Below are 18,354 nucleotides of genomic sequence, written 5' to 3'. Positions count from 1 at the left end.
TATGGCAGAGAGATTGCAGAAAGTAATTAGTCAATCAGGGATTGCTTCTCGTCGAGAAGCGGAAAAATTGATTGTTGAAGGAAAAGTAGCAGTAAACCACAAGATTGTGACAGAGTTAGGAACAAAAGTCGAAGAAAAAGACCTGATCAAAGTGGATGGAAAGGTAATTCAACGGCAAAAGCTAGTCTACGCTTTACTGAATAAGCCTAAAGGCGTTGTTACCACGTTAAAAGACCCCGAAGGTCGTCAGACCGTGGCGGATTTTGTGAAAGATCTCGGACAGAGAGTACATCCTGTAGGTCGTCTTGATTATAATACCGAAGGATTATTATTGCTTACGAATGATGGTGAGTTGACGCAAGCGCTGACTCATCCGAAGCATCATGTACCGAAAGTCTATGAAGCAAAAGTGCTGGGACTGCCTGAAGATGATAGGCTCGATAAATTGCGCCGCGGCATCAAACTTGATGATGGTATGACGCAGCCTGCGAAAGTAGTTCTTTTGGAACGGGATTTAGAAAAAAATCAGACTGCACTTGAAGTCACTTTATTTGAGGGACGCAACAGACAAGTTCGCCGGATGTTTGAGGCCATTGGCCATCCTGTCAGAAATTTAAAACGCACAAAAATGGCTTTTTTAACACTGGCTGGATTGAAACGAGGCAGCTATCGGCTGCTTACTGTGGCAGAAGTAAGACAACTTAAGAAATTAGTAGAAGAAAAAAGTTAAGCAGGGCGGGCTGAAATAAGCCCGCTCTTTTCAGGAGGAATTGGTTTTGAAGAAAATTATCGTTATCGGCGGCGGCGCTGCTGGACTCATGGCGGCCATAAGCGCCGCAGATCAGGGTGGAGAAGTGGTTTTAGTAGAAAAAATGGCTTCTCTGGGCAGAAAGCTCGCTATTACTGGTAAGGGACGCTGCAATATAACAAATGATTGTGATATTAAAACGATGATTTCGCATATTCCCGGCAATGGTTCTTTTCTGTATGGCGCTTTTCATACTTTCTTTCAGGAAGATATTATTGCCTGGCTCAATGCGCAGGGGGTGGCCACAAAGGTCGAACGAGGCGGACGAGTTTTTCCTGTTTCCGATGAGGCCAAAGATGTAGTGGCGGCTTTCTCTTTAGGGCTATTAGAACGCAAAGTGAAAGTACTTTATAATCAAAGTGCTAAGGCGATTTTGACAGAAAATGGCGTTGTTACTGCCGTAGAAACAGACAAGGGACTTCTTAAGGCCGATGCTGTGATTTTAGCGACGGGCGGCGCTTCTTATCCGGGGACAGGTTCTAGCGGCGACGGGTATGCCATGGCCAAAAAGCTAGGCCATACGCTTGTGCCGCTTAGGCCATCGCTTGTGCCGCTCGAAGTGGAGGAAGATTGGATTGGCGACCTTCAAGGATTATCGCTGCGCAATGTAAAAGCTTCGCTCATTGTGAAAGAGCAAAAAGTTGGGGAAGAATTCGGGGAAATGTTGTTTGCTCACTATGGCTTGACGGGACCGATTATCTTGTCCTTGAGTCGCTTGCTTACGGCTTGGCTTGATGAAAGGCAGCAAGTTACTGAGGAAGTGGCAATTGAAATTAATTTAAAACCGGCCTTGTCGGAAGAAGTACTAGACAAACGACTTCAGCGGGATTTTGAGAAATTTTCCCGTCGCCAGTTGAAAAATAGTTTATCAGAATTGCTGCCTGCGAAGATGATTCCTGTGGTGATTGATTTAGCCCATTTAGATCCGGAAAAATTTGTTCATCAAGTGACGAAAGCAGAACGGCAGAGACTGCAGCACCAACTGCAGCACTTAAGTTTTTTTATTCGTGGGACAAGGCCGTTGCGTGAAGCGATTGTTACGGCAGGCGGCGTTGCCACTAAGGAAATTAATCCTAAGACCATGGAATCTAAAATCGTACCAGGACTCTTTCTGGCAGGCGAAGTGATTGATATCGATGGCTATACTGGCGGCTATAACCTACAGGCTGCTTTTTCAACCGGTTTTGTAGCTGGGAGAAGTGCGGCTCAAATAGAATAAACGACGATTAAAATAAGGGCAAAGGGCTATACTAGGTTCCAAAAGGAGAAATGTCTTATTTCGGCTAAGCAGATCAAACGTTTTGAACGGTTTTTATGCAGTGTTGCGCTACTATGCTTAATTGTACTGACCCTTGTACAGGGGCTTATGCTGCAAGATGGTATTCGTGTTAAACTATCGCTATTAGATCAGTTAGAGGGAACATCGCTTGTAACTACCGACAAAAGTACTTTTCCCGCAAAATAGAGGATTTTTCCGCTATATAAGGAATTCTTTTATAATTAGCCCTTAATTTCCGGCGGCTTTTATATGTCGCAACTTTGTAATGCGGCTTAGACTTATTGGAGGAAGGCAGAGGAGGAAAAAATGGAAGAATATCATGTGCAAAAGGTCAAGCGCCTGAGAGGAACCATTGAAGTTCCTGGAGACAAATCGGTTTCGCATCGGGCCATTATGCTGGCAAGTTTATCGGATACACCAGTTGTCGTAAAAAACTTTTTGTTTTCCAAAGATTGCTTATCGACAATTGATTGTTTCCGTTCGTTAGGTATTGTCATCTCCTATTCGGAAGCTTCAGGCTGTGTATGGGTTTCCGGCAAAGGGATTCATGGTCTGAAAGAGCCGGAAAATATTCTTGATGCAGGCAATTCTGGCACGACAATGCGACTGATGAGCGGGATCTTGTCAGGACAGGACTTCTTTAGTGTAATCACTGGCGATGATTCACTGCGTCAACGTCCTATGGCTCGCATCATTGATCCTTTAAAGCAAATGGGTGCGCAACTCTATAGCCGTAATAAAAACCGCAAGGCCCCGATTGCAGTTTTACCAGCAGGTAAATTACAAGGGCAAAACTTTATGAATCATATTGCGAGCGCTCAGATTAAATCAGCGCAGCTTTTGGCGGGTCTTTTTGCTGAAGGTCCTACTAGTGTGACTGAGCCGTATATTTCGCGAAATCATACGGAACTTATGTTTGAAAACTTCGGGGTTGATGTCAATGTGACTGATACTACTGTTACGATTACGCCGCCGGAAAAGCTTACGGCGCCAGCTGAGGTGATTGTTCCTGGCGATATTAGCTCCGCCGCCTATTGGCTCGTTGCGGCGACTGTCGCTCCAGACAGTGAAGTGACATTGAAAAATGTGGGAATTAATCCGACCCGTACGGGGATTATTGATGCTCTTACGATGATGGGAGCTAATATAGAAATTCAAAATCGGCGTTATTTTGGGCGGGAAGAAGTCGGCGATCTTGTCGTGCGTTCGGCAGAGCTTCACGGCGTTACCATTTCCCATGAAATGATTCCGCGTCTTATTGATGAAATCCCGGTTTTAGCTGTGGCGGCACTCTTTGCCAAAGGTATGACCCGAATTGAAGGCGCTAGTGAATTAAAGGTCAAAGAGACCGACCGATTGTCAGGCATCGCTGGTGAATTGACCAAGCTTGGCGCTAAATTTGTTGTGACGGAAGATGGCCTAATTATTAACGGGCCTCAGACTTTGAGTCACTCCATCTGCCATTCTCGCTTTGATCACCGTTTGGCAATGGCTACGGCCATTGCGGGACTGCTCGGGCAAGGCGCAGAAATCGCTGAAGCGGAATGCGTAGAAATTTCCTATCCTACTTTCTTTAAGCATTTAGAACAGATTTCTTCTTGATGGCAAATGGGGTTTTTGAATAAAGGAGCTTATACAATCATGAAACGACTTACTGTAGCGATTGACGGACCAGCCGGTGCAGGCAAAAGTACAGTTGCCAAAGTACTGGCTAGTCGCCTAAATTATACATATGTTGATACAGGCGCCATGTACCGAGCAATTGCCTGGCAGGCGTTGGAGCAGGGTATTGATAAAAATGACATAGCTGTCGCGGCGAAAATGACAGAGTTAGCTGAGCAAACGACGGTAACGTTGCGTCCATCTGGTGACGGACTCGAAATATTCGTGGGTGAAATAGATATTACAGCGGCCATCCGAACGCCGCAGGTAACTGCTTTTGTAGCGGAAGTGGCGAAAGTCGCTGGTGTCAGAGCGGCGCTGCTCAGCCAGCAGCGGCGAATGGCCGCAAGCGGCGGTGTCGTTATGGATGGCCGCGATATCGGTACGAGAGTCTTTCCCGAAGCCGAGGTGAAAGTGTTTTTAACAGCTTCGGTAGAAACACGGGCTAAACGCCGTCATGCCGAACTGGCGGCGAAAGGTTATGAAGTGGAACTAGCACAATTAGCGGCCGAAATTGCGGCGCGAGATAAGTTAGACAGCGAGCGAGCTTGCGCTCCCTTAGTTCAAGCGGAAGATGCTGTTTATCTAGATACATCGGAACTAACAATTGATCAAGCCGTTCAATTTATTTTCCAGTTGTGTGAAGCGAAGGGACAGGTCTGATTATGCTTTATGGATTGCTTCGTCTCTTATTTAATCCGCTGTTTAAAGGGCTGTTTCGGTTGAAAGTAACTGGTAGAAAGCATCTGCCCCAGCAAGGCGGCTATATATTGGCTGCCAATCATATGAGTAACTGGGATCCGCCGGTGCTTGGTACGGCTATGTTGTTAAGACTTCACTTTATGGCTAAACTAGAACTCTTTCAAATTCCGTTATTTGGCGCGGCGATTCGGTCACTAGGCGCTTTTCCGGTAAAACGGGGCGTAGCAGACCGCACAGCTCTGCGCACGGCCATTGATTTACTCAAGGAAGGAAAGATTGTGGGCATTTTTCCGGAAGGAACACGTAGCAAAACTGGCGAGCTGCAAAAACCGGCAGCAGGACTAGAAATGATTGCCGCCAAAGCGGAGGTTCCCGTAGTTCCTGCTGCGATTTATGGTACAAATCGCATGTTTAAAAACTTGTTTTGCCTGCCGCAATTAGAAGTTCATTTTGGCGCTCCTATTTATCCTCCGAAAAAAGGCGATCGCAAAGAGGATGTGCCGTTAAGTGAACAAGTCATGGCTTCCATACAAAAAATGCTTGATGAACGCGCCGGTAAGGCGTCGTGAAGAAACAACGCGTTAGCATATGCTGGCGCGTTGTTTTTTTATTTGTTTGGCCTAGTCGCTTATTGAAAGTCTAGCTTGAAAAGTCTGTAAATTTGCGTTATTATGAATATGGGTAATAAAATTAAAATACTTAACAAAGGAGGATTAAGAGACGGTTTAAAATCACTAAACAGCGAGGTGTAGATAATGAATTCCATCATGTTGTTGATTGTTGCAGTTTGTGCCTTTTTGCTAGCTTATCGGTATTATTCCGCTTTTATTTCCGCGAAAGTTCTGATGCTCAATGATCAGAATGTAACACCGGCGTATCGCTGCAATGACGGGAAAGAATTTATTCCAACAAATAAATGGGTTCTTTTTGGACAGCATTTTGCTGCCATTGCTGGTGCGGGACCGCTCATTGGACCTGTGCTTGCGGCACAATATGGCTGGGGTCCTGGCTTTATGTGGATTCTCTTAGGTTCCATTTTTGCTGGCGGTGTACATGATTTCATTACCTTATTTGCATCTACACGTCACAATGGACAGTCACTAGCTGTTATTGCTCACAGAGAAACTGGTCCAATTACTGGTGCGGCCACGACGGCTGCGGTATTCTTTATTTTGATTGTTGCCATGGCTGGTCTGGCAATCGTTGTTGTCAATGCCCTGTTCAAAAATCCTTGGGGCGTCTATACGATTTTTATGACCATTCCGATTTCTTTTATTATTGGACTTTTTATATTTAAATTGACTCCTGGAGCCTTAAAATATGCTTCTTTTGCTGGTTTCGTTATGGTAATGGCCGCAGTTATTACTGGTAACTGGGTTGCCAATAGTTCTATTGCTGACTATTTCACCTTTACGAAAGATCAGCTTTCGGTGATTCTTCCGACTTATGGTTTTCTTGCCGCTGTGTTGCCTGTGTGGATGTTACTAGCACCGCGTGGTTATTTGAGTTCTTATTTGAAAATTGGTACCGTTGTTGCTTTGGCTGTAGGGATTGTCATCGTACAACCTACTGTGCAGATGGGAATGACGACACGCTTTATTGAAGGCGGCGGTCCGATTATTCCTGGTCCTTGGTGGCCCTATGTATTTATTACAATTGCCTGTGGCGCTATTTCGGGGTTCCATTCCATGATTAGTACTGGGACTACCTCGAAAATGCTCGAACAGGAATCGCAGGCACGGCCGATTGCTTATGGCGGGATGCTTACCGAAGGGTTTGTTGCCGTAATGGCGCTCATTTCGGCAGTTGTTTTAGCTCCTGGCGATTATTTCGCCATTAATACGCCAGCCGCTGTGTTCGCTAAGCTGAATATTCCGATGGTAGAACTGGATAAATTATCACAGCTTGTCGGTATGGATGTAGCCCATCGTCCTGGTGGCGCTGTATCGCTGGCTGTTGGCATGGCTCATGTTTTCTCCAGCATCGGCGGTATGCAGCATCTAATGAATTATTGGTATCAGTTTGCCATTATGTTTGAAGCTTTGTTTATCTTGACTACGATTGATGCTGGTACACGGGTAAGTCGTTATATTCTGCAGGATGTGCTGGGCGATCATGGTCTGCCGAAGTTTAAAGACAATAACTGGTGGCCAGGTATTGTGCTTACGAGTGCTTTTGTTAGCTTTTGCTGGGGCTATCTTCTCTACAGTGGTGAAGTTGCTACAATTTGGCCACTCTTTGGTGTAGCCAATCAGCTGTTGTCTGTTGTTGCTTTAGCAATTGGCACGACGATCATCTTGAAAATTGCCACGAAGAAATCCTATGCGCTAGTTACGGGAGCGCCGCTCGCTTTTCTGGCAGTTACGGTTATTTGGGCTGGTATCCTCAATGTAAAGATGTTCTTTGCAAAAGGTGATACGTCAGGAATCGTTAACGGAACAGTCAGTGTGATTTTGCTCGTGCTTGTTGCTATTACCTTAGTAGATTCCATCCGCAAATGGATGGAATTGCTTAAGACGGATAAACCAGTTGGTATGAACACGGAAATTCATCCTGTCTGTGAATATGGTACGACGAAACCCAATGTTCCAAGCTGAGAAATTAGCAAAATAAAAGGGAGCCGGTAGGCTCTCTTTTTGTTTTATTCAGGAGAAAAGATTGAAAGATTTTATCAAATAGATTTATAATAAGAACATATAACTTTTAGGGAGGAATTATGAAAATCAAATTAGCGGAACACTGTGGTTTCTGCTACGGCGTAAAACGTGCTGTGGAAGTAGCAGAGACAGCAGCGAGGGAAAAGGGAAGCGTGTTTACATTAGGTCCGATTATTCATAATCCCCAAATGGTGGACAAGCTAAAAAAGCAAGGTGCGTTAGTTGCCGACACTTTGCAGGACGTAACAGCGAAAACCGTCGTGATTCGTTCTCACGGCGTAGGCCCGGCTGTTTATGATAAAGCAGCTCAGTTAGGGCTTGAAGTCGTTGACGCAACCTGCCCGCATGTGAAAAAGGCCCAGCAAGAAGCTGCCGCTTTACAAGCGGACGGTTATGAAGTTGTAATTATTGGTGAAAAAAATCATCCAGAAGTTAAAAGTATTTGGGAGTGGACTGGGAAACAGGCGCAAATTCTTGAGACAGAAGCAGAAGCAAACGCCTATGAACCAACCCAGAAACTCGGAATTGTCAGCCAAACCACTTTCTCTGGGGAAAAGTTTGAGAAACTTCGGGCAATTTTGGCGCAAAAATGTCCTGACCTTGTAGTGCGGCGTACGATTTGTACGGCAACAGACCAACGGCAAGCAGCGGCGGTCGCTGTTGCGACGCAGGTAGAGCTTGTTTTGGTCGTTGGCGGTAAAAATAGTGCGAATACATCGCGTCTAGCTGAGCTTTGTCGTCAAAGCGGGACTACAACGTATCATATTGAAACAGCCGCTGAGCTTGAAGCGCAGTGGTTCACAGGAATTCATACCATCGGTGTTACAGCAGGAGCGTCAACGCCTGATTGGATTATAGAGGAGGTTATTAACAAGGTGGAAGAGATGGAGAAAATGGAACAGATGGAGCAAATGATGCAGGATGAAAGCGTAAAACTTTCTGTTGGCATGATTATAGAAGGTAAAGTTGTCAGTGTATTAAAAGACGAAGTATTTGTTGATATTGGTTATAAGTCAGAAGGCATGGTGCGGCGGGCCGACTTGGCTTTTCCGGCACCAGAAAATGCTGCTGATGTAGTGAAAAATGGCGATTTGATTTCGGTAAGTGTCGTAGCGTTAGATCGAGACGATACGCCTGTCTTATTATCGAAAGTGTTAGCTGATAAAGAAGATGCCTGGAAACGGCTTGCTTTGGCTAGAGACAAAGCGGAAGCCATTGACGTGAAAATCACGGAAGTTGTGAAAGGCGGCCTTGTGGGCGCATTTTCCGGTGTTCGCGTGTTTATTCCTGCCTCACAAGTTAGCCTCCAATATGTGGAAGATCTAAATAGTTATGTTGGCGATATTGTTGCCGCTAGACCGATTGAAGTAGACGAAGAAAAAAATAAAGCCGTACTCTCCCGGCGCGTCATTTTGCAAGAAGAACGGCGCCGCAAAGAAGACGAAGTTTATAATAAACTTACCGTTGGGACTACTGTGGACGGTACGATTAGCCGAATTGCCAACTTTGGGGCTTTTGTTGATTTAGGCGGCGTTGACGGACTGATTCATATTTCCGATTTATCGTGGGAAAGAGTTGCTTCGCCTGATGAAGTCGTTGCCGTCGGTGATGCTGTTTCCGTTATGGTTATGAAAGTGGACAAAGACCATAAACGAATTTCGCTAAGTCTTAAGGAAGTGCAGGAAGATCCTTGGTTTAATAAGGTTGCTGAACTTGTACCAGGAAAAATTATTGAAGGTACTGTAACGAAATTAACAGCGTTCGGCGCCTTTGTGGCAATTGGTGATGGCTTGGAAGGCCTTGTACATTTGTCCGAAATGGCAGAGCAGCGTGTTGCCAAAGCCGAAGATGTAGTAAGTAAAGGGCAAAATGTGAAAGTAAAAGTGTTGGCTGTTGAGGAAGGCAAGAAGAAAATTGCCCTCAGTCTAAAAGCAGCGCAAGAAGATTTGGAACGTAAAGAATTCCAGGGTTATTTAGGCAATCAAGACAGTCTTCATGTGACTTTAGGCGATAAGTTTAAAGATTTACTTAAAGGGTTAAAATAAATGTCGCGGCAGTCTCGAAAATTGGATCATATTAAATACGCCTTAGCGCTAGATGACGGTCCTGCTATTACGGGCTTTCAAGATATTCAACTGATTCATAATGCTTTGCCGGAGCTTGCTTTTCATGAAGTGGATCTTTCCGTTCCATTTATGGGGATTTCCTTAGTGCATCCTGTTATTATAAATGCGATTACCGGCGGCAATGATGATGTTGCTGCTGTCAATGCGGCGCTTGCCGCGTTGGCGGCTAAGACCAAGAGCGCCATGGCGGTAGGTTCCCAGTTCGCCGCAGTCGCGAAAGGGCAAGGGTATCACTCCTATGAAGTTATTCGTCAACAGAATCCAGACGGGATCGTTTTTGCTAATTTAGGAGCGCATGCTTCTTGGCAAGAGGCGCAAGCTGCTGTTGATATGATAGGAGCGAATGCCTTACAGATTCATCTCAATGCAGCGCAGGAAATGATTATGCCGGAAGGGGATCGTTCCTTTAAAGGGTATTTAGATAATATTGCAACGATTGCTAGTCATCTTTCTGTTCCTGTTGTCGTGAAAGAAGTAGGCAACGGCATTGCGCGTGAGCAGGCTGAAGCATTATGTGGGGCTGGGATACAGGCCATTGACGTGGGCGGCGCTGGCGGTACAAACTTTGTAGCGATTGAAGCAAGTCGCAAACCACAGGAAAATCGCTTTTCCCAGGATTGGCTCTATTGGGGGATTCCTACGGCGCTCAGCGCTCTCGAAGTCAAATCTGCTTTGAAAAATTCGGTTGATCTTATGATTTCTGGCGGGGTACGAACGCCCATAGAAGCGGCAAAAGCTTTGGCGATTGGGGCAAAGGCTGTGGGGATAGCGGCGCCGTGGCTGCGCTTCTTATCGCAACAGAATGAGGCGGAAGCCATTGCTTATTTAGACGATTTCTTACTGGAATTGAAGAAATTTATGTTGCTTTGCGGTGCCGATAATCCATTGCAACTAGCAAAGCGACCGTTTGTAATTACTGGCTTTACCCGCGAGTGGCTCACAGCGCGGCAAATTGATATTACCTCTTATGCACTTCGCTAAGCATGGCTTCGGCCATGCTTTTTTGTATATTTTTTGCAGGCGGGGAAAAACTATAAAGGAAAAATTATAGAAAAAGGTGAGAGGTGGAATTCAATGGGGATGCCGCTCGGAATGGTTTTGCTTATCATTATGGCTGTATTAATTTATTTTGGTCTGGCTCAACGGCTATTAGACAGAATGCGGCTTACAGATAAGCAGGCGATGCTGTTTATTGCTGCAATGATCATCGGAAGTTTTATGGATATTACGATTTTGCGTTCGCCTGTAGAAGTTACGGTCAATATCGGTGGGGCCGTACTTCCCTTACTCTTGTCGATTTGGCTCATTGTAAAGGCTGACCAAACGGCAGAAAGAGTTCGAGCGATTGTAAGCGCCCTGCTCGTAGCTGCAGCCGTTATGCTTGGTTCTAAGTATTTGCCAGACGAGCCAGAAAGCATGTTTTTAGATCCTAAGCTGATTTACGGAATTGCTGCCGGGCTCATTGCTTATATTGCGGGCCGTTCACGGCGCAGCGCCTTTATTGGCGGTGTTCTGGGCATCGTATTAAGTGATATCTGGCATATGGTTACGCTGCTTCGCACGCAAACAGCTGGAACGACAGCCATTGGCGGTGCTGGCGCCCTTGATGTCACGGTCATCGCGGGACTTGTTGGTATTATGATTGCCGAACTTGTTGGCGAGACAAGAGAAAAATTGCAAGGCGGCCATGTTGCTGGGCCGATTCATAATGAAGGGCTCTATGAATTTAGTAAAGAGTTAACGGAAAAGGGGAAAAAGAAAAAAAACGAACCACAGCGCTTTCCCGAAGGCGGTGGACCGAATGAATAGATGGCTTCTGACGATTATTATTCTATTACTGCAACTGCTGCCGCTGCGGGTTTACGCCGCCGAAAATTACTATCAAATCATTGATGAAGGCGGTCAAGTTGTTTACGAGACCGGCTGGAAAGTCCGCAAGGGAGATCAGGTTTTGACGGCTGACAATAAACGCTATGAAATTGTTTCAATAACGGGTGATAGGGCCCAAGGAAAGTATTTGGGAACGACAGATTTGCCGCAACAGGAAAAAACTTTTGGCAGCTGGCTGCCGCAGTGGTTCAATTTTTCTGTTGCGACAGCTGAAGATAAAGGGAAAATTGCGATTTACCATACCCATACGGACGAATCCTACGTTCCTTCTGATGGCACGGACAGCATTCGCGGCGGCGGCGGAATTTTTCAAGTCGGCGATTCGTTTGCAAAGGCGTTAGAAGCGCAGGGAATGACCGTGATTCATTCTGAGGCAAAGCATGATCCGCATGATGATATGGCCTATGAGCGGTCACGACGGACCGCAGCTGATCTCTTAAAAGAACAGCCTGATGCGATTTTTGACGTACATCGCGATTCAACGCCACCGCAGGTCTATCAGACGCAGATCAATGGTCAGGATGTGACGAAGGTGCAGCTCGTTGTGGGACAGTATGGTCCTACAGGCAAGCAGATTGAAGACTATGCGTTGCAGCTTAAATCGGTAGCGGATACGAAGCATCCGGGACTCATTAAAGGGATCTTTTTTGCCAAAGGCGGCGATTATAATCAGGACTTGTTTCCCCGATCCATGTTATTAGAAGTAGGAGCTCATACGAATAGTAAGGAAGAAGCCGAACGCGGTATTGCCTTATTTGCCGATGTGCTTCCTGGCGTAATTGCCAAAAGCGGCGCCAATGGCGTGAGTGGACAGGCTGGTGTCGGTACCACCACGACAGGGCCATCGGGGGCCGTTAAATCGATGGGCATTATGGCTGTAGTGATTGTGATTGGCGCCGCACTATTTCTCCTGCTCAGTACAGGCAGTATGAAAGAAGCCAAGGCAAAACTGAAGCAATTTACTACAACGGAATTTGTGAATTTATTTGCGGCAAAACAAGAAAAAGGGGAAAACAAAGCGGAAGATGGAAAGAAAAAGGATGAATAAATAGCAAGTTCATGATATGATTAATTAGGTGTTCATTCTGGTGTACAAAAGAGTGATGTTTTTCATCACTCTTTTCCTTTGTATTTCTAGCCAAGCAGGAAAAGGCTAGATAATAAGGAATTATGATTTTGAGGTGAGTAGTTTGGCATATAAAGCCTTAATTGCAAGTGTTCAGCCTGAGAGCATTGCCGAGGAAATAGGCCTTGTTTCTGGTGATGCACTAATCAGTGTAAATGGTGAAAGTGTAGAGGATTTGATTGATCTTAGCTTTGCCTTATCTGATGAATTTGTGGAACTTGTTATTGAAAAAGCATCGGGAGAAATTGTTGAAATAGAAATAGAAAAAGATTTCGATGAAGATTTGGGGATTGAGTTTGAAAGCGCTGTTTTTGACGGCGTGAGACGGTGCGGCAATCGTTGTATTTTTTGCTTTGTTGATCAGATGCCCACAGGTATGCGGCAAAGTTTGTATGTAAAAGACGACGATTATCGACTTTCGTTCCTTTATGGAAATTTTGTCACCTTATCGAATATCGGACCTAACGACATGGAACGGATTAAGAAGCTGCACTTATCGCCGCTCTTTATATCAGTTCATACGACAGACGGTGAACTACGCTCGCGTATGCTCAATAACAAACGAGCAGGACAGATTATGCAGCAGCTCAAGGCTTTGATTGATATTGGCGTCGATTTTCATGCCCAAGTTGTATTATGTCCTGGCTTTAATGACGGCCCTGCCTTAAAAAAGACTTTTGAGGATTTGTATGCGCTGTCGTCTTCCGTACTCTCTATGGCGATTGTTCCGGTTGGCTTAACCCGCTACCGGGAAAAGTGCTTTGAACTCAGAGGCTTTACGGCCGAGGAAGCAGGAACCATTATTGATGAAGTTTCTTCGTGGCAGGAACAATGCCGGAAGGAACAAGATCGCACTTTTGTTCATCTTGGCGATGAGTTTTACATGGCGGCAGGCCGTCCTTTACCGAAAACAGAGGATTATGATGGATTTCCTCAGCTTGAAAATGGCATTGGTCTTGTCCGCAGCTTTATTGATGAATGGCAGGAAACGGAGAAAGTGACAGCTGGTTACGAAAAGCCCTTTCATTTGACTGTAGTTTGTGGCGCTTCCGCTGCGAAAATTATTGCTCCTTTGACCGAAGAGCTTGCTATTGCGAATTTAAAGGTTCGCGTAGTGCCGATTGAAAATACTTTTTTCGGCAAAGCTATTACTGTGACAGGACTTTTAACTGCCACCGATATTATTAATCAATTGCAGGCTCTTGGCGGTGAAATGGATGGGCTGGTTTTACCTGGCGTGGCTTTACGCAAGGGCGAGCATATCTTTTTAGACGGCAAGACGCCAGATCACGTGAGCGAAGCTCTCCATACACCAGTACGTTTGGCCTGGTTTGCCAAAGATTTATTGGAACTATTGAAAAACTGGAACTAAAGGATTTATCGACTCAAGGGCTGATTAAAGATCGAATCCAGAAGTTGAATTAAAGGTTGAATTTTGGAAGGTGAGAATGATGAGTAAACCAATTGTAGCGATTGTAGGAAGACCGAATGTTGGTAAATCGACGCTCTTTAATCGTATTGCGAAAAAAAGAGTGGCGATTGTAGAAGATTTTCCCGGTGTAACACGCGATCGCCTTTATATGGATGCGGAATGGCTTGACCGCACCTTTACCATGATTGATACAGGCGGAATTGAAGTAATGGCTGAGGATATTATTTCGACGAATATTCGCATTCAGGCAAAACTGGCCATGGAAGAAGCCGATGTAATTTTATTTATGGTGGATGCCAAAGCCGGTATGACTCAATCTGATGAAGAAGTAGCTTCCATGCTGCGTCGGGCGAAAAAACCGGTGATTTTAGCTGTAAACAAAGTAGATAGTCCAAAAGATAGTATGGAACTGTATGAATTTTACAATCTGGGACTTGGCGAGCCGATTCCTATTTCGGCGGCGAATGCGCTGAATACAGGCGATTTACTTGATGAAATTGTCAAAGCGTTGCCGAAAGACGATGCCGACACAGTGGAAGACGATCAAATCAAAGTCGCTTTTATTGGTCGACCCAATGTAGGAAAATCCTCGATGGTTAATGCTATTTTAGGCGAAGATCGAGTTATTGTGAGTGATATTCCTGGTACGACCCGCGATGCCATTGACACGCATTTTGTCAAAGACGGTCAGAAATATGTTCTCATTGATACAGCAGGAATGCGTCGCCGTTCTAAAGTGGAGATTGCCGTAGAACGCTATAGTGTCATGCGTTCACTGCGAGCTGTCGACCGTTGTGACGTCGTTCTTATGGTCATTGATGCGACTGACGGTATTACGGAACAAGATAAGAAGATTGCCGGTTATGCTCATGAAGCAGGTAAAGGTGTGGCCATTGTCGTCAATAAATGGGATCTCGTGGAAAAAGACGACAAAACCACACTGCGCTATACTGATAACATTCGCAGCGAGCTTGCTTTTATGCAGTATGCGCCAGTTCTCTTTATTTCCGCTTTGACAAAACAGCGGATTCAGCGCGTAACTGAAATTATTAAATATGTGGCCGAACAGCATAGCATGCGCGTCTCTACCAGCGTGTTGAATCAGGTGGTTGAGGATGCGATTCACATCAGTCCGCCGCCATCGGATAAAGGCCGGAAATTGAAAATTTACTATACGACGCAGGCCAGCGTAAAGCCGCCTACTTTTATTTTCTTTGTCAACGAGCCGGAAATCGTGCATTTCTCTTATAATCGTTACTTGGAAAATAAGCTCAGGGAAGCCTTTGGTTTTGAAGGAACGCCGCTTCACCTGATTATGCGCGGGAAAAAACAAGAAGAATAAAAGGAGTTTTACAATGGAATATGTCATGACACTGCTCGTAAGTTATTTGATCGGTTCCATTCCTAACGGTCTTTTAATCGGAAAATATTTCTGCCAAGTTGATATTCGTCAGTTTGGCAGCAAAAATATCGGTGCGACCAACGCCTTTCGTGTGCTTGGTCCTAAACCAGCGTTGTTTGTTTTGCTCACTGATGCGGCAAAAGGAATCGCCGGTGTTTATTTGGGTGCTTATTTAGTTGGTACGCCGCTTGGCAGTTTGGCTGGGGGGATTGCTGCAATTTGCGGTCATAACTGGCCTATTTTCTTGAAATTTCAAGGCGGCCGTGGCGTAGCGACCGGCCTTGGCGTAATTGCAGTTCTTGTGCCAAAAGTTACGGCAATTGTGTTTACTGTGTGGCTGCTTATTGTTCTCGTTACTCGCTATGTGTCGCTAGGTTCGATTGTGGCAGCTTTCCTTGTTCCTGTGTGCATGTGGTTTTTTCAAGTGCAAATGGAATATTTTATCTTTGGCCTACTAGCGGCTTTATTTGTTATTTATCGTCATAAACCCAATATCGGTAGATTGCTGCGCGGCGAAGAGCTGAAAATTAAGCCAGGCAATAGCAAAAATATCGTGAAGAAGGAGTGAGCTTCATGAAAATTGCTGTAATCGGCGCTGGCAGTTGGGGCACCGCTTTAGCGAAACTATTAAGTGAAAGCAGTCAAGCTGCCACTGAAAACAGGCAGGTTTATCTTTGGGCGCGCAGCGACAATCAGGCCCAAGCAATGAACCAAGATCGGGAAAATAAGACCTATCTGCCTGGTGTTGCCTTGCCTGATTCATTAACGATCACCACGGATTTAGCGGAAGCCGTAACGGAAGCTTCGGTGATTTTTTTCGTCAATCCTTCAAAAGTCATGCGGGAAATGGCCGAACGAGTCAAGCCTTATATAGCAAAAGGGGCGATTCTCGTGAGCGCCGCGAAAGGGCTTGAGGCCAAAACCTATTATCGTATGTCAGAAATTTTAGCACAGGTAATGCCTGAAGCAGGCGCCGTTGTGGCTTTATCCGGACCGAATCATGCTGAAGAAGTGGCTCTTGGTTCACCAGCAGCGACTGTGGTGGCTTCAGCGAATCGGACGGCGGCGGAGCTTGTGCAGACACTCCTTATGACAACAGCCTTTCGGCCTTATACAAATGACGATATTATTGGCGTCGAACTAGGCGGCGCCTTAAAAAATATTATTGCTCTTTGTGCAGGCATTGCCGAAGGACTAGGCTTTGGCGATAATGCCAAAGCGGCCTTGATGACCAGAGGCCTTGTTGAAATTCGTCGTCTTGGCGTGGCCATGGGCGCAACCAATGACACTTTTTCCGGTATGAGCGGCGCGGGCGATTTAATTGTTACTTGTACCAGCCGTCATAGTCGGAATCGTCGTGCCGGACTGATGCTTGCCGCTGGGCAAAGTATGACGGAGATTCAAGATAGCAGTAAAATGGTTGTGGAAGGAATTCGAGCGACAGAAGCTGCTTATGAATTAGCGCAACTGCACCAAATAGAAATGCCTATTACCTATGAAGCGTATCGCGTAATTTATCAAGGCAAAGATCCCAAACAGGCTGTGCTTGATCTCATGACTCGCGGTCGAACTGAAGAAAACTGGTAAAAAGAGTATGGAAGATTCCATACTCTTTTTCTTTTGGTATAATTAGGAACCCTCCACATATATTTATAATGATAATGACGATTTTGCTTAGTTTGTGAGCCGAGGCCAGGGGAAGCAGGGGAGGGGACAAAATGGAAAGATTTGATTTATTTCGCGATATTGCCGAACGGACCGGCGGCGACATTTATTTAGGAGTAGTTGGTCCGGTACGCACAGGAAAATCTACTTTTATTAAGCGGTTTATGGAAACTTTAGTGCTGCCGAATATTGTGGATCCTTATGACAAAGAGCGGGCCAAAGATGAACTGCCCCAAAGCGCTGCCGGAAAAACAATCATGACAACAGAACCCAAATTCATTCCGAATGAGGCAGTGGAAATTTCCATCAAAGAAAATGTTACAGTACGCGTTCGCCTGGTTGATTGTGTTGGTTACACTGTTGACGGAGCATTAGGCTATGAAGAGCAAGATGGGCCGCGTATGGTGCTGACTCCTTGGTTTGAAGAAGAAATTCCCTTTCAAGAAGCAGCGGAAGTAGGAACGAAAAAAGTCATTGCCGAGCATTCTACGATTGGTCTTGTGGTTACGACAGATGGATCAGTGACCGACTTACCCCGTGAAAACTATACGGCGGCGGAAGAACGGGTCATTACCGAATTAAAAGAAATCGGCAAACCTTTTCTCGTATTATTCAATACGAATAGGCCGACAGCGAAAGAGACGCGCGAACTGATTGCTAAACTAGAGAGTAAATATGATGTGCCTGTTTTGCCTGTCGACTGTGCTCAATTAAACTCTGATGATATTTATGCGATTTTGCAGGAAGTTCTCTATGAGTTTCCTGTCAAGGAAGTTAATATTTCTTTGCCCAAATGGGTAGAGGAGTTAGAAACAGATCATTGGCTGCGTCTTAAATTTGACGATGCTGTCCATGAAGTCGTCCAATATATTAAGCGCCTGCGAGATATTGATAGGGCTATTGATGATTTATCAAGCTACGAGTTTATTGCTGATGTCATTTTGCATGATATGGACCTGGGTAGTGGTGTCGCCGTGATTGAGATGACTGCAAGACCGGATTTGTTTTATTCCATTTTAGAAGAATTGACTGGTTTTACTATTGGCGGTGAGCATCAGTTGTTGCGGCTCATGAAAGAATTATCCTACGCGAAACGGGAATATGACAAAGTGGCCATGGCGCTATCGGAAGTCAAAACGACAGGTTATGGAATCGTTACGCCCCAGCTTGACGAAATGGTTTTGGAAGAGCCGGAAATTATTCGTACAGGCAACCGCTTTGGCGTAAAACTGAGAGCGTCCGCTCCTTCACTGCATATTATTAAAACGGATGTGCAGGCGGAAATATCGCCGATTATTGGTACGGAAAAGCAAAGTGAAGAATTGATTCAATATCTTATGAGAGAATTTGAGGGCGAGCCGGAAAAAATCTGGCGCACAAATCTCTTTGGAAAATCCTTAAATGCACTTGTACGAGAAGGAATACAGAACAAGTTAACAGGTATGCCCGAAAATGCCCAGATCAAACTTAGAGAAACTTTACAAAAAATTGTAAATGACGGCAGTGGTGGCCTGATTTGTATCATTTTTTAAAGGGAAGAGCCAGTCAGAGGAGACTGGTTCTTTTTTTGTGAATTACTTTATACTGAAAATTCACTATAAATAT

General features: G+C 45.2%; 15 protein-coding genes. All 15 read left to right on the top strand.

Going from position 1 to position 18,354, the window contains the following annotated elements; translation table 11 throughout:
• Position 1: 1 nt before the first annotated feature.
• Entirely contained in the window at positions 2–730 is a 729-nt protein-coding gene (locus AC0MXB_RS14040; protein WP_474040335.1) for a pseudouridine synthase, read from the top strand.
• A gap of 46 nt (positions 731–776) precedes the next feature.
• Entirely contained in the window at positions 777–2,027 is a 1,251-nt protein-coding gene (locus tag AC0MXB_RS14035; protein ID WP_474040334.1) for a BaiN/RdsA family NAD(P)/FAD-dependent oxidoreductase, read from the top strand.
• A gap of 366 nt (positions 2,028–2,393) precedes the next feature.
• Positions 2,394–3,689 carry a 3-phosphoshikimate 1-carboxyvinyltransferase gene (aroA, locus tag AC0MXB_RS14030; protein ID WP_474040333.1) on the top strand — a complete coding sequence of 432 codons (1,296 nt, stop codon included), beginning with the start codon at positions 2,394–2,396 and terminating at the stop codon, positions 3,687–3,689.
• 39 nt (positions 3,690–3,728) lie between these two features.
• Positions 3,729–4,412, top strand: a complete 684-nt coding sequence (gene cmk / locus AC0MXB_RS14025) for a (d)CMP kinase (protein ID WP_474040332.1) — start codon at positions 3,729–3,731, stop codon at positions 4,410–4,412.
• 2 nt (positions 4,413–4,414) lie between these two features.
• Positions 4,415–5,020 carry a lysophospholipid acyltransferase family protein gene (locus AC0MXB_RS14020; RefSeq protein WP_474040331.1) on the top strand — a complete coding sequence of 202 codons (606 nt, stop codon included), beginning with the start codon at positions 4,415–4,417 and terminating at the stop codon, positions 5,018–5,020.
• A 186-nt stretch (positions 5,021–5,206) separates the two neighbouring features.
• On the top strand, positions 5,207–7,048 hold the full coding sequence (locus tag AC0MXB_RS14015) for a carbon starvation CstA family protein (RefSeq protein ID WP_474040330.1): 1,842 nt from the start codon (positions 5,207–5,209) through the stop codon (positions 7,046–7,048).
• A gap of 119 nt (positions 7,049–7,167) precedes the next feature.
• Positions 7,168–9,153, top strand: coding sequence for a bifunctional 4-hydroxy-3-methylbut-2-enyl diphosphate reductase/30S ribosomal protein S1 (locus AC0MXB_RS14010; RefSeq protein ID WP_474040329.1), 1,986 nt, complete (start codon positions 7,168–7,170; stop codon positions 9,151–9,153).
• Complete coding sequence (gene fni, locus AC0MXB_RS14005; protein ID WP_474040328.1) at positions 9,154–10,215, top strand: type 2 isopentenyl-diphosphate Delta-isomerase; 1,062 nt, start codon at positions 9,154–9,156, stop codon at positions 10,213–10,215. It abuts the gene before it with no gap.
• A gap of 93 nt (positions 10,216–10,308) precedes the next feature.
• Positions 10,309–11,043 (top strand): DUF1614 domain-containing protein, encoded by a 735-nt coding sequence (locus AC0MXB_RS14000; RefSeq protein WP_474040327.1) that lies wholly within the window; start codon positions 10,309–10,311, stop codon positions 11,041–11,043.
• A complete protein-coding gene (spoIIP, locus tag AC0MXB_RS13995) occupies positions 11,036–12,172 on the top strand; it encodes a stage II sporulation protein P (protein ID WP_474040326.1) in 1,137 nt (378 codons plus the stop codon). The genes AC0MXB_RS14000 and spoIIP overlap by 8 nt, the downstream gene beginning before the upstream one ends.
• A gap of 142 nt (positions 12,173–12,314) precedes the next feature.
• The gene (locus tag AC0MXB_RS13990; RefSeq protein WP_474040325.1) at positions 12,315–13,622 is read left to right on the top strand and encodes a DUF512 domain-containing protein; all 1,308 of its coding nucleotides are present in this window, start codon (positions 12,315–12,317) and stop codon (positions 13,620–13,622) included.
• Positions 13,623–13,701: 79 nt separating this feature from the next.
• Positions 13,702–15,024, top strand: coding sequence for a ribosome biogenesis GTPase Der (der, locus tag AC0MXB_RS13985; protein WP_474040463.1), 1,323 nt, complete (start codon positions 13,702–13,704; stop codon positions 15,022–15,024).
• A 13-nt stretch (positions 15,025–15,037) separates the two neighbouring features.
• On the top strand, positions 15,038–15,652 hold the full coding sequence (plsY, locus tag AC0MXB_RS13980) for a glycerol-3-phosphate 1-O-acyltransferase PlsY (RefSeq protein WP_474040324.1): 615 nt from the start codon (positions 15,038–15,040) through the stop codon (positions 15,650–15,652).
• Between the two features lie 5 nt (positions 15,653–15,657).
• The gene (locus tag AC0MXB_RS13975) at positions 15,658–16,671 is read left to right on the top strand and encodes an NAD(P)H-dependent glycerol-3-phosphate dehydrogenase (protein WP_474040323.1); all 1,014 of its coding nucleotides are present in this window, start codon (positions 15,658–15,660) and stop codon (positions 16,669–16,671) included.
• A 131-nt stretch (positions 16,672–16,802) separates the two neighbouring features.
• A complete protein-coding gene (gene spoIVA / locus AC0MXB_RS13970) occupies positions 16,803–18,281 on the top strand; it encodes a stage IV sporulation protein A (RefSeq protein ID WP_474040322.1) in 1,479 nt (492 codons plus the stop codon).
• The last annotated feature ends 73 nt before the right edge of the window (positions 18,282–18,354 follow it).

The sequence above is a fragment of the Pelorhabdus sp. sgz311001 genome (assembly GCF_055901755.1).
The sequence above is the reverse complement of the archived record's forward strand: the minus strand, read 5'-3'. Positions and strand labels throughout refer to the sequence as shown.

Excerpts from the sequence above, each read along its gene's own strand:
- AC0MXB_RS14040 (WP_474040335.1), top strand. The coding sequence starts at position 2 with ATGGCAGAGAGATTGCAGAAAGTAATTAGTCAATCAGGGATTGCTTCT.
- aroA (WP_474040333.1), top strand. The coding sequence starts at position 2,394 with ATGGAAGAATATCATGTGCAAAAGGTCAAGCGCCTGAGAGGAACCATT.
- cmk (WP_474040332.1), top strand. The coding sequence starts at position 3,729 with ATGAAACGACTTACTGTAGCGATTGACGGACCAGCCGGTGCAGGCAAA.
- AC0MXB_RS14020 (WP_474040331.1), top strand. The coding sequence starts at position 4,415 with ATGCTTTATGGATTGCTTCGTCTCTTATTTAATCCGCTGTTTAAAGGG.
- AC0MXB_RS14015 (WP_474040330.1), top strand. The coding sequence starts at position 5,207 with ATGAATTCCATCATGTTGTTGATTGTTGCAGTTTGTGCCTTTTTGCTA.
- AC0MXB_RS14010 (WP_474040329.1), top strand. The coding sequence starts at position 7,168 with ATGAAAATCAAATTAGCGGAACACTGTGGTTTCTGCTACGGCGTAAAA.
- fni (WP_474040328.1), top strand. The coding sequence starts at position 9,154 with ATGTCGCGGCAGTCTCGAAAATTGGATCATATTAAATACGCCTTAGCG.
- AC0MXB_RS14000 (WP_474040327.1), top strand. The coding sequence starts at position 10,309 with ATGGGGATGCCGCTCGGAATGGTTTTGCTTATCATTATGGCTGTATTA.
- spoIIP (WP_474040326.1), top strand. The coding sequence starts at position 11,036 with ATGAATAGATGGCTTCTGACGATTATTATTCTATTACTGCAACTGCTG.
- der (WP_474040463.1), top strand. The coding sequence starts at position 13,702 with ATGAGTAAACCAATTGTAGCGATTGTAGGAAGACCGAATGTTGGTAAA.
- plsY (WP_474040324.1), top strand. The coding sequence starts at position 15,038 with ATGGAATATGTCATGACACTGCTCGTAAGTTATTTGATCGGTTCCATT.
- AC0MXB_RS13975 (WP_474040323.1), top strand. The coding sequence starts at position 15,658 with ATGAAAATTGCTGTAATCGGCGCTGGCAGTTGGGGCACCGCTTTAGCG.
- spoIVA (WP_474040322.1), top strand. The coding sequence starts at position 16,803 with ATGGAAAGATTTGATTTATTTCGCGATATTGCCGAACGGACCGGCGGC.